Origin of the sequence: Methanocorpusculum vombati, from assembly GCF_026891935.1 — an archaeon.
Taxonomy (GTDB): Archaea; Halobacteriota; Methanomicrobia; order Methanomicrobiales; family Methanocorpusculaceae; genus Methanocorpusculum; species Methanocorpusculum vombati.
This window is the reverse complement of record NZ_JAPTGC010000006.1, coordinates 63,648-75,807: the sequence shown is the minus strand read 5'-3', so window position 1 is coordinate 75,807 and position 12,160 is coordinate 63,648. Positions and strand designations below refer to the sequence as shown.

The following is a 12,160-nucleotide window of genomic DNA, read 5'->3' as shown; positions in this document are numbered from 1 at the left end:
AAGAAAAAAATTAGTTGTCGCCGTTCTCTTCGGCAAACCGCTCAAGTTCACGGTTCCGGAGTTCGGCACGCTTGATCTTGCCGGAGATGGTCTTCGGCAGCTCGGCAACGAACTCGATCAGACGCGGATACTTGTACGGAGCGGTCGTCCGCTTCACATAATTCTGAATATCCTTCACCAGCTTCTCCGACGGCTGGTATCCGTCGTGCAGAACGATGAACGCCTTAATCACCATGCCGCGAATGGAATCGGGACTGCCGACCACCGCACTTTCTTTAACCGCCGGGTGTTCAAGAAGGGTGGACTCCACCTCAAACGGACTGATCCGGTAGCCGGAACTCTTGATCACATCATCGTTTCGGCCGACGAACCAGAAGTAACCGTCCTCATCCAGATATGCCTTGTCACCGGTGTAATACCAGCCGTTGACGAACATCGCCGAGTTCTCCTCAGGGTTGTCGAGGTACTCGCGGATAAGACCAGCAGGCCTCGGATTAAGTGAGATCGCGATTCTGCCTGTCTCTCCCTGCGGAACCTCGTTACCCTCATCGTCATGAAGCTGAATGTGCCAGCCGGGAACAGGTTTGCCCATTGAACCCTGCTTGACCTCCATACCGGGCATCGTTGCAATACAGCAGCAGGTCTCGGTCTGACCGTATCCCTCGCGGATCGTAAGGCCGGTACCTTCCTTCCAGATGCGGATAACCTCCGGATTCAGCGGCTCGCCGGCACTTGTACAGGTGCGCAGTTCGCTAAACGAGAACTTCTTCAGGTCCGCGATGATCAGCATACGGTAGATCGTCGGCGGTGCACAGAACGACGTAATGCCGTACCTCTCGATCAGCGGCAAAAGTTCGGTTGCATGGAACCTCGTACGGTAATCATAGACAAAGATGCATGCGCCGCAGATCCACTGACCGTAAATCTTGCCCCATCCGCACTTTGCCCATCCGGTATCCGACACCGTAAAGTGCACATCATACTCGGTTAAGTCATGCCAGAACTTTGCCGTAACCGTCTGACCAAGAGGATGACCGTAATCATGCAGCACCATCTTTGGATCTTTGGTGGTTCCGGACGTGAAGTAGATCAGCATCGGGTCGGTTGCAAGCATCCTGCGGCCGACACTGCTCACAAGTTTTGTGGAGACCGGGGCCGGATACAGTAACTCGTTCTGGTAGCCGATCCACGGCGTTTCAAGCCGCTCTCCGGGTTTGTCGTCCACAATCATGCGGAGCTGGAGATTCGGACAGTCAGCCGCGACCTGATCAACCTTATCCATATTTTCGCTGTCGGTGATAACCATCTTAAAGTTGCCGACCTTCATCCGGTAGGCGATATCCTTCACTGTCAGCATGTGGGGCGAGGGACAGAACACTGCACCCAGTTTCATGATACCAAGGACTAAAATCCACCACTCGGGAACGCGCGGAAGCATCAGAAGGACACGGTCGCCTTTCTGAATGCCAAACTTCATCAGAATATTTGCGGCCTCATTTGAGTGGATCATCATGTCCCAGAAGGTGAACTTCTTTTCAACACCCTGCTGATTTACCCAGATCATCGCTAAGTGGTTGCGATCCTTTTTGGCCCAGGCATCGACCACGTCAAACGCGAAGTTGTAGTACTTTGGCGCGACGAGAGAGAACGTACGGTACGTCTCTTCATAATTGCCAATGTTGCCCCCAATAGTCGGGGCCCCTAGCGTCTCTGTCATGGTTATTGTCCTATATGAATGGGACGTCTGAGGTAATTAATGCGAGCAGGACTAAGGAGTACATTCCGGCAGGGACAGTGCAACGGACGCGAAGTATTATGCTTGCATCTCTCGTATTAAATAGAGATGGATGGGAAAACATACGATTCGCTGAAGATCGAAAATATCGTTGCATCCGGCGTAATCGCAGATGAGATTAACCTGGCAGAGATTGCTGAAAAGATTGACGGCTGTGAACTGAACACCAAACGGTTCCCCGGTGCAGTCTACCGTATCGATGAGCCGAGAATGGCATCTTTGATCTTTTCCTCGGGGAAAGTGGTCTTAACCGGCATCAGAAACGAATCCGCGCTTCAGGACGGCCTTGAGATCATCCTGAAATCCCTCAAAGAGGCGGGAGTACAAACACTGGATGTCCCCAAAGTTGCGGTGACGAACATTGTCTGTTCCTACGACATTGGCAAGTTCATTAACCTGAACCGGGTTGTGGCAACTCTGTCCCTTGAAGCAATTGAGTACGAGCCGGAACAGTTCCCGGGTCTTGTCTACCGCATTAAGGACCCGAAGATCGTCGCACTCCTCTTCTCCTCAGGAAAGATCATCTTAACCGGCGGCAAGAATCTTGACGATGTCCGCCGCGGTCTTGATTTCCTCGAAGAGCGTCTGGAAACCATCTTAAAGGAACAGAAATAAGGCAGGATGCCTCCCGCATCCGTCAGGATGCATCCTCCCAAACAACCGGGTCGTTTCATCAACATATCCCCGAATCTTTTTTTCAGAACTGCTCGTGTTTTGTCCTGGGTTCATGGAGAACCCTGGACAAAACAGGGGTCAGCCCGGTGCATGAACAGTGGTTAGTCCGACCAGAACCGGTGAGTCTGGACAAAGCGTCTCTCGGCCTTCAGGATTTCACGGTAGAAGTTGTCACCTGTTGCAAAGGTGTTTAAAATCCGCGCCGCAGCCTCCGGCCCCACCCCGCGTCCGGCAAGCGCAATGATCGCCTTCTTCCCGCTGGAAAGCACCATGTTTGCGTTGCGGATCATCCGTGCCTCCGCTTCGCGCTCCTCAGTACTTTTGTTCTTCTTTTTCATCGCCAGATACATCTTTTCGTCGTAGGGTTTGAGAACCGCAATCAGCCGTGCACCACAGACCGGACACTGCGGGGTATCAGGAGCGCGGCCCACCTTGGTGCGGCTTTTCCAGCCTTTGCAGTGCATACACGCAAGTATGATGTCCTGCTCATCAATACGGTGCTTCACACTCGCAATAATTGCCTGGTCCTCGCCCGGAGGGACAATCACATCTTTTCCGGTGAAAAGTCCCTCGGCACCGATAATGGACAGACGGCTTGTTGCCGTCTCCATGCCGTGACCCTGGATCCGCTGTATCACCAGACGCGCATGTTCCACGTCCATATTCGAGAAGAACAGTTCACGGAACGCCTCCTTTTCAATCACCGTGCCGTCGAAGAGATCCAGCAGACGGCTGATGCTGATCTTCTCATAGTCGGCGTCCGCATCAATTGCGCCGAACTTTTTTGCCACCTGCACCAGCTTCCATTTGTAAAGAGCGGTCTTTTTGAGTGCAAGCGTGAGAATTGCCTCGATGTGATCCGGTTCCAGCGAACAGAGCACCTCGTCCACGTCCGGTGCACGCAGAAACTTCGGCAGCCGCAGAAGAATCCGGTAGGCATTCGTCTCAATGCCGACCGCCGTACCGTATCGTGCGGAAAGAAGAATCGACAGCACACGGCCAAGTGCCTCGTTGACCTTGTGACCGCCGCAGAGATTGATGACAACACCCTCGTCCGCATCCTCAAGCACGATCACTTTGTCGGTCGCAACGATCGACCGGTTTTTCTTCATCTCGGCAAGAATCTTTTCCGAGAATGCAACGGTCCGCTCGTCTGCGTGGTAACCGTTGAAGTTGTGCAGACGGCGGAGTTGGCCTGCCTCCATTGCAACCGTGAAGGGAACCGGGATCTGCTCACCCTCCCATGACGGGAGTTCGCCCTTCGCATTCTTCGCAGGCTCAACCATGATGCGGTCCTCGTCGATGTCGAGCACCCGCCACATCTGACCGCGGGCGACAAACACTGCGCCCGAAGAGATCCAGCTGATCACAAACGACTCGTCCAGCGTACCGACGGGTTTGCGGGACACCACATCAAAGACGATACTCTTCTTCTCATCCGCAATCATCGAAAGATTCAGTGAGAGATACCGGCGTGCGCGTGCTTTGGTGATAACCATGTCTCCCTCGGTCCGGATGAGGTAATGTTTCTCCATCTGGGCAATAACCTCACGAATCAGGGGACCGGCATCTGCGAAGCAGTAACTGCGGGAGAAGATCTCTTCGATCTTTTGGATCGCAACTTCGCCGCGCTCAACGGCGAGCGCTGCGATCTGGTTTGCGATGACATCGCTTGCGTTGATGTGCGGACGGACATTCTCCGGTTCGTTCTCCATGGCTTTTCTGACGATCACCATCGACTCAATGCAGTCGTCAAAGCCGGTTGCAAGAACGGTGCCCTTTGAGGTTGCGTGCAGCTGGTGTCCTGCGCGGCCGGTCCGCTGGATCAGCCGGGCAACCTCGCGCGGAGAGTTGAACTGGACGACATGATCGATCTGGCCGATGTCAATGCCAAGCTCCATGGAGGAGGTACTGATCATTCCCCGCGTGAGGCCTGCACGGAACCGGTCTTCTGCGTCCACCCGCATCTCGCGGGAGAGGGAACCGTGATGCACATCGATGTCGCCGCGTTCCCGCAGAGCATGCCCGATGGCCTCGGCAACGCTGCGCGTGTTGGTGAAGACGAGGGTTGAGGTGTGGGAGTCGATGCACTTCTCGATCAGTTTCGTCTGGTCTGCAAACGATTCCCCTGCAAACCGGACGGTGAGGTCAAGTGTCTTTGCGACCGGCACCTGCACGATGGTGTAGGGACGTCTGCCGCAGAGGAACTGTCCGATGACGTCCGGGTTTCCGACGGTTGCGGAGATGCCGATACGCTGTACTTCGCCGGAGAGTTCCATGATCCGTTCCAGTCCGACAGACAGCTGTGCGCCGCGTTTGGACCCGGCGAGTTCATGGATTTCATCAATGACGATGAAACGGACACCGGCGAGATGTTTGCGGAGAACCTTGCCCATCATCATGGCCTGAAGACTTTCGGGGGTTGTTATCAGCAGATCGGGCGGATGCGTTGCCTGTTTGCGGCGGTCGGTCTGCGTGGTATCGCCGTGACGGACTGAGATACGAAGCCCGAGTTCCTTTCCCCACCACTCAAGCCGGTTCATCATGTCGCGGTTGAGGGAACGAAGCGGGGTGATGTAGAGCGTGGTAAATCCGGGCGGGTGCGGTTCGGTCAGCATCCGGTGAAAGATCGGAAGCAGTGCGCTTTCGGTTTTACCGGTTCCGGTCGGGGCGATGAGAATCGCGTTGTCGCCGCGAATGAGTTTGGGAACCGCACGCATCTGAATCTCGGAGAACTCATCAAAGCCCCGCTTGTCCAGGGCTTCACGTATCTTCGGGTGCAGGCTTTCCCGCAGTTCTTCAATGGCTGCGGTCATGCATCCTCCGGGTCGGGGGTGAGGTTTTCCCAGGTGTCAACGTAGGTGCCGTCTTTGAGAAACACCTCGGCGGTATCGGTTTTGATCGCTTTTGCAATCGGGGAGATTTTGTTTCCCGGAATCAGCCGGACGTCAAGGCCGCCGGCAAGTTCATAGAAGGCAGGGACGAGAAGTACGCGGGTTGCGGCGGTGGTCTCCGGAAGATCAACTGCAGCTCCGTCGAGTTCGGCAAGGAGGTAGCCGGGTGTTCCGCGGAGCGAACAGCCGACCTCGTCGTAGATGTTGACGACCGGGTGATGATGACCGCAAAGAATGAGTTTTCCGGCAAGTTCGGGCGCGGGGATAGTATGACCGTGCATGTAGCCGCATCCGTCGATGACAGCTCCGTTTGCGGGGAGCAGCTCATCTTTTTGGAGATATTTTTCCAAGCCCGTGTCATGGTTGCCGGGAGCAAGCCGGAACTCAGTCAGATCTCGAATCTTTTTGAGGACTACCGGAACTTCGTTTTTCTCCTGATAGGTTACGTAGGGGATCATGTGTTTGAGGTCACCCAGGACGACGAGGTAGTCGGGTTCGCTTTCCTCAATGATTGCCAGAAGCCGGGAAAGCCGGGACGCGGTTCCGCTCTGAAAGTGGAGACCGCGGCGGTGCAGATCGGCTTCGACGCCGAAGTGAGGGTCGGCGATGACCAGCGTCCGGTCCTTTCGTTCGATGAGAACAGCCGGTCCGGCAGGATAGAATTCCGGGGTTATTGACATTTGTGTTCAGGCAACTTTGATGAGTTCGGTGGTCGGCGTGTAGCACTCTCCCTCCTCCATCAGGCGTGCAAGGGCGGCCTTGCAGTCGGTTTCGGTCATGCCGAGCGTTCCCGCACGGGTGATGACGTCAGCGATTGGCGCTCCTTTTTTGCCGGAGAGTTCGGTGATGACGGCAAGCAGCTGAACGTCCGTGACCGCGGACGGTGTTTCCTGTACCGGAACAGAGACGGGTTCATCGTCCCGGACGTTTGCAAGGGCGTTTACGAGAACATCTGCAAACTCCTTTCGTCCGGGTGAGGGGGGAAGTGCAGCGAGACGCGCAAGTGCACCTGCTGCTGCGCAGCACAGCCATGCGTCCCGCATTTTCCGGTCGGCGGGAAGAAGGAGGTCGGGGAGCAGTTCGAGGTAGGTTTTTCCGGCATAGGCCCGGAGTTTCACGGTTGCGGTGACCGCCACAAAGCAGGGAGTATCGAGTGCGTCAGCCGCACGGATCAGGGCGGGATTCTGCGGCGGGAGAGAGAGGGTGAGTACACCGGTCGGATCGCTTACACGGAGGGATGACGGCTGATTGTTTCTCAGAATCTTTTCGGTAAGTGTCCCTGCAAAGAAGATGGTGTCGGAGAACGTGCCGTAGGGCGTACGAAACCCTCCGCCGGAAACTGCCGAAAGGTTTCCGCCGGTCAGTTCCCATGCGGTAAGGCATGCAGCAGCAGGCATTCGCGAGGGGGGATGGTGATTCGGCAGTTCCATAATTTCTGTACTATTGGTATTTTGGCGGTAAGTTTGTTTGGGAACGCCAATACAAGAAATTATTCCGTTGCACGCCCAAAAGGATAGGTACTATGGAGTCCCCCGGCATCTGGATCGAAAAATACCGTCCGCGCAACCTCTCGGAGGTTGCCGGACAGCGGGAGATCGTTGAGCGGCTGCAGTCGTACGTAAAGAGCAGGGCACTTCCCCACCTGTTGTTTACCGGGTCTGCGGGCGTTGGCAAGACAACCTGTGCGGTTGCGCTGGCGCGTGAAATGTTCGGCGATACCTGGAGCATGAACTTCCGTGAACTGAACGCTTCTGATGAACGCGGTATCGATGTGGTCCGCAACCAGATCAAACAGTTCGCCCGGACGTCGCCTCTCGGCGATGCGACGTTTAAGATTCTGTTTCTGGATGAGGCGGATGCACTGACCCAGGATGCGCAGGCCGCACTCCGCCGGACGATGGAGAACTATGCAGAGACCTGCCGGTTTATTCTCTCCTGCAACTACTCGTCAAAGATCATCGACCCGATTCAGAGCCGCTGTGCCATCTACCGGTTCCGGCCTCTGGACGATGCGGCGATCACGGAGGAGATGCGCCGCATTGCAGAAACAGAAGGCATCACCATTGAGGAGAATGCATATGCGGCGATCACCTATATTGCCCAGGGAGATATGCGAAAGGCAATCAACGCCTTACAGGGCGCAGCGATTGTGTCTGATGTCGTGACCGCGGAGAACGTCTATGCGATCACCTCAAACGCAAAACCCGAGGAGATCGAAGACCTTGTATCGGTCGCACTTTCCGGTGACTTTGAAACGGCGGAGAGGACATTGCGGACGCTGATGTATGATCGCGGCATTGCACCAAACGAACTGCTCAACCAGATGTACCGGACAATCTCCACCTCGGCATCACTGGATCGCAAACTGAAGGTCTCGCTGATCGATAGTCTCGGAGAAACCGATTTCCGCTTAAGCGAAGGGGCGGATGCGGATATTCAGATGGATGCACTGCTTGCCCGGTTTGTGAAGACCGGACTTGCCCCGTGAACTTTTTTCGGGAGCCGGTTGTACCGGTACTGTCTGCCTTTCTTTTTTGTCGTCTTCCAAATATTGATAAGTGATGTGTCTTGCCGAAAAATATCTCCTAAATATATTTGTTTATCGGGTTTTTGTCACCTTCCATCGATATTTATTACTGCGAAACCGATGTTTCCTGTAATAGTGATTGATATGGAAACAGAGACAAGCATCAATATTCTCAGCGTCTTACTGGGTAATCCCCTGTCACGGCGGATCATCGCCGGAATGAGTCCGGAATGTGAAGAGTGCGGAGGAAACCGTCTGGAAATCGCCCTTGAACACTATCTTGGATTACGGGATGACGTATGCCCGAAATGCCGCAGGGCATCCCGCGAAACGGCCTTCATTATCCGGACCGGGGCACGCAACTTTGGTGTTTCCGAAGAGGAGATCAAAAAGACGTTCCAAAATACCTACTGGCGCAAAGGCCTCGTATCGGTGATGAAAGGTATCGCAGAGTTTGGTGTCCGCCGTCCGTTTGTTCCGGGAGCACCGTTTCAGGTGGTCTGGGACGTTACCCACCGGTGCAATCTCCGTTGCCGCCACTGCTACGCATCCGCCGGGAAGGCACTTGACGATGAACTGACCACCGAAGAAGCACTGAACCTGATCGATCGCCTGGCAAAACTCGGTGTTGCCGTGATTGCCTTCTCCGGCGGTGAACCGCTCTCACGTCCGGACATTCTGCAGCTCATCAGTCATGCACGGGATCAGGGAATCTATGTTGCCCTTGCAACGAACGGAACGCTGATCACCCCCAAGCGTACCGAAGAACTCCGCAAAGCGGGTGCCGAGTATGTGCAGATCAGCATCGACGGAGCGGATGCAAAGACGCATGATGAGTTCCGCGGAATCCCGGGAGCATTTGACCGGACGATCGAAGGGATAAAAAATGCCGTTAACGCAGGATTTTTTGTCAACATTTCCACGACCGCAACAAAGGAAAACTATGATCAGATCCCAAACATCATCGACCTCTGCAGCGATCTCGGCGTCAACTGGGTAATGGCCTACAATTTTGTGCCGACGGGAAGGGGACAGGACATGATGGAAAAGGATCTCAGCCCGCAGGAACGCGAGGAACTCTTACATATGCTCTATGAGAAGAACAGAACCTCAGACTGTCAGGTGCTGACCACCGCACCGCAGTTTGCGCGGGTTGCCCTGCAGCAGTCCCTGGCCTGCGGCCAGGTAATGGTACCGACACATTTCTGCAATCAGGAGGTCAGCGAAAGTCTGTTCAGTCTGACGGAGTTTGTGGGCGGATGCGGTGCAGGCCGGTTCTACATGGCAATCCGAGCGAACGGAGACATCGATCCGTGCGTGTTCTTCCCCAAAACCGTGGGAAATGTACGCACAAGTGATCTGGAGGAACTGTGGAAACATGATCCCCTGTTCGCCGATCTCAGAAACAAGGACAAAACCGAAGGTTCCTGTGGTTCCTGCGAGTATCGCTATCACTGCGGCGGATGCCGGGCACGTGCCTACGGCTACTTCGGCAACCCGCTGGGACCCGACCCCGGCTGCATCAACAACATGGCATACTACACTGCACTGAAAGTGACCCATGCCTCGCCTGCGGCAGAGCCCGCGGCTGAACAGGCATAATTTTTTTGAATGGTTGGGGTCATTTCAGATCCGCAGATAGCGTATCCGTGCAAAGACCGCAGGCCGGTCCAGGCGGTTGTGCTGAAGAAATGCAAGTGCTTCGGCAAGCCGGTTGTACTCATCGACAAGCTGGTTGTAGCGCCGGATTTTTCCGGCAAGCAGGACAACCCCGGCATTATGATCCTCAACCGCTTTTTTGTACACCGCATATGCCGCGGCGAACTCCCCAGCATCTTTCGAAAGTTCTGCCGTCTCCGCCTCAAGCACCTCAATCCGGGTGCGCGATGCCGATAACTCTTCTCTGATGCGGGAGATCGTCGCCTCTTTGGATCGAATCTCCCGTACAAACGAACCGTCTTCCGCAAGCTTCTCCCGCAGAGCGGAACGGACCGAAAGAATTCTGGACACCTCGGCAATACTTCCGTACCGCTTCGACCCGTGCCCCACAAAGAATACCTTCGGGCGGGATGCAAGCGTTCTGACCCTGCCGTCACCTGACGGAAACGTACCCTCGGCATCTCCTACATACCCGAGAGCCGTTGACTCGATCACCGCACACCCGCAGCCGCGAAAATCGTATCCGTCCGGTACGGGAATCCCGACCGCGAGATGATTTTCCGGAGTAAAGTGCAGAACCGCTGCCGCGTATCCCTCGTGGGCAAGAAGCCCTGCAAGCAGCAGAGACTTGTCGCTGCATATGCCCCTGCCGTCTACTACCGTCTCCACCGGAAACCGCGGAGCGCGATCGATTGCGGCCACCTTTTCCGTATCATACGGGATCGACTGTACAAACGCGGCAATCAGTTCAAGATACGCATCATCATCGTAGTTTTGGGACGAGCGGATGTTCCGGAGTTCCGACAGCAGTATCCGGTAAAACGGCACAAGCGCCGGATCAGAGGTAAACGCTGTGTAATATCCGGCAAGCCAGGCATCACCGATGCCTGCGGGAACACGCGCGGTCTTTCCCGATGATCGTGCACCTTCATACAGTACACGCGGCACTGCAATGGTAAAACTGTGGTTCAGGTGACGGAACGGAAACGTGAGCCTGACGGTAATCTCACCTGCCACAGAGCTAAGGATGAGTGCCGGATACTGCACATTCTTTGCACGCCGCATGATCAAAAAAAGAGGAAGAAACGGGTTACGCCACGTGGAGGTAGCGTGCAACAACCTCGGCGAACGCATCCGTGTTGCCAAGCAGACTGTCGGATAATCCCTTGTCACCGAATGCCTTCAGCTTCTTTGCCTGTGCATCAATGACGCCTGCGGGGAAGATGCCGTCCGCCTCAAAGAGCGCACGCTTTGCAAGAAGCACATCCGCCGACTCGTCACAGCAGGTCGGAAGCTGGCGCAGCGTCTTTAAGAAGGCCGCATACTCTTTGTTGAAGATGTTGCCGCTTGCATACAGCTTCTTCGCCTGTTCCAGTGCATCGGGCATGGCAAGGCCGTGCATCGCACCGATAATCAGGCAGGCAACTGTTTCGTAGATATCGGCTGCACCGTCGGCCACACGGTACTCAAACGTCTGTTTGGATGCCTTGTTTGCCCTGCGGTGAATGCCAAAGTTTGCCTCGGCTGCCATATCGGTCGAGCCTGTCCATCCGAGCGGCACGCGGACAACAACCGACCGGTTGCGGTCGCCCCAGCAGATGTAGGTTGGTGCTTCCTGATGCGGAACCAGCCGCAGGTAGGAGGTCGGGATCGGGTTGCCGAACGCCGTAACCGCATCGCCGACACTCAGAATTCCTGCAATCATCCTCTTTGCCGTGTCGGAAAGCCGGCCGTCCTTGACCATCATGTTCTTGCCGTTCTTCTCGGCAAGCATGTGGAAGTGCAGACCGGAACCGGCCTTGCCGACGGTGATCTTCGGTGCGTAGGAGACCTCAACACCGTACTTGTAACCCAGCATCCGCAGTGCCCACTTTGCGATCACAATCTGCTCAACGGCAAGAACCGGATCGGTTGGCAGGAACTCAATCTCGTGCTGTTCGTAGTAGTAACCGTCCTTGGTGAAGCAGCCGACCTCCGAGTGGCCGTACTTGATCTGGCCGCCCGCACGGGCAACCATCAGCATTGCTTCGGTGCGCATCTCTTCAAACTTGCAGAAGGGGCCGGACGCATGGTAGCCTTTCTGGTCCAGTCCGGGATAGAGATCTTCTTCAGGACAGATTACGTAGTATTCAAGCTCGCCCAGACACTTGAAGTCCATGCCGGTGTTCTTCTTAAATGCATCGCGCGCACAGCGCAGAATGTACTCCGGAGAGGAGGCAAGCGGCTTTCCCTCGTTGTCATAATAGGAACAGAGAATGTCAAGTGTCGGCACTTCCGCAAACGGATCCACAAATGCCGTGCTGTAGCGCGGAACAACATACAGATCAGAACTGCCCGCCTCGATGAACGGGAAGATGTTGCTGCCGTCCACACGCTCGCCGTCGGACAGAATAGTATCCAGATATTCTTTGGAAGAGATAACAAAATTCAATGTCTTGAGTTTTCCGTCGCCTGCAACGTAACGGAAGTTCACCATCTCGATTGCATTTTCCTCGCAGAAACGGACGATGTCCTCCTTCGTAAAATCAGCAGGATTTTTCTTCAGGAACTGTACCAGATCATTGGGATTCATCAGTACTTCTGAATCATTCATTGCCGTAACTATTCGAA

Annotated in this window: 9 protein-coding genes; 3 read left to right on the top strand and 6 right to left on the bottom strand. The window is 55.1% G+C overall.

The genetic code is table 11. The features are described from left to right. Positions 1-10 precede the first annotated feature (10 nt). Complete coding sequence (locus O0S09_RS05500) at positions 11-1,717, bottom strand: AMP-binding protein (protein WP_268922964.1); 1,707 nt, start codon at positions 1,715-1,717, stop codon at positions 11-13. 126 nt (positions 1,718-1,843) lie between these two features. On the opposite strand from O0S09_RS05500, the gene O0S09_RS05495 reads away from it, so the two are divergent. After that, complete coding sequence (locus tag O0S09_RS05495) at positions 1,844-2,410, top strand: TATA-box-binding protein (protein WP_268922963.1); 567 nt, start codon at positions 1,844-1,846, stop codon at positions 2,408-2,410. 161 nt (positions 2,411-2,571) lie between these two features. Here the strand turns inward: O0S09_RS05495 and O0S09_RS05490 are convergent, their stop codons facing one another. From O0S09_RS05490 to O0S09_RS05480, 3 genes are read right to left on the bottom strand one after another with little or no spacing between them, the layout of a single operon-like run. After that, complete coding sequence (locus tag O0S09_RS05490) at positions 2,572-5,286, bottom strand: DEAD/DEAH box helicase (RefSeq protein ID WP_268922962.1); 2,715 nt, start codon at positions 5,284-5,286, stop codon at positions 2,572-2,574. Further along, positions 5,283-6,044, bottom strand: coding sequence for a metallophosphoesterase (locus O0S09_RS05485; RefSeq protein ID WP_277612909.1), 762 nt, complete (start codon positions 6,042-6,044; stop codon positions 5,283-5,285). The genes O0S09_RS05490 and O0S09_RS05485 overlap by 4 nt, the downstream gene beginning before the upstream one ends. Before the next feature lie 6 nt (positions 6,045-6,050). Further along, a complete protein-coding gene (locus tag O0S09_RS05480; protein ID WP_268922961.1) occupies positions 6,051-6,794 on the bottom strand; it encodes a hypothetical protein in 744 nt (247 codons plus the stop codon). 92 nt (positions 6,795-6,886) lie between these two features. Between O0S09_RS05480 and O0S09_RS05475 the strand changes: the two genes are divergently transcribed. Beyond that, the gene (locus O0S09_RS05475; RefSeq protein WP_268922960.1) at positions 6,887-7,852 is read left to right on the top strand and encodes a replication factor C small subunit; all 966 of its coding nucleotides are present in this window, start codon (positions 6,887-6,889) and stop codon (positions 7,850-7,852) included. Positions 7,853-8,035: 183 nt separating this feature from the next. Then, positions 8,036-9,493, top strand: a complete 1,458-nt coding sequence (locus tag O0S09_RS05470; RefSeq protein WP_268922959.1) for a radical SAM/SPASM domain-containing protein — start codon at positions 8,036-8,038, stop codon at positions 9,491-9,493. 24 nt (positions 9,494-9,517) lie between these two features. Here O0S09_RS05470 and O0S09_RS05465 read toward each other — a convergent pair whose 3' ends face one another. Beyond that, positions 9,518-10,615: a transglutaminase-like domain-containing protein gene (locus O0S09_RS05465; protein WP_268922958.1), complete on the bottom strand. Its 1,098-nt coding sequence runs from the start codon at positions 10,613-10,615 to the stop codon at positions 9,518-9,520. Positions 10,616-10,640: 25 nt separating this feature from the next. Next, positions 10,641-12,143, bottom strand: coding sequence for a glutamine synthetase family protein (locus O0S09_RS05460; protein WP_268922957.1), 1,503 nt, complete (start codon positions 12,141-12,143; stop codon positions 10,641-10,643). Positions 12,144-12,160: the final 17 nt, after the last annotated feature.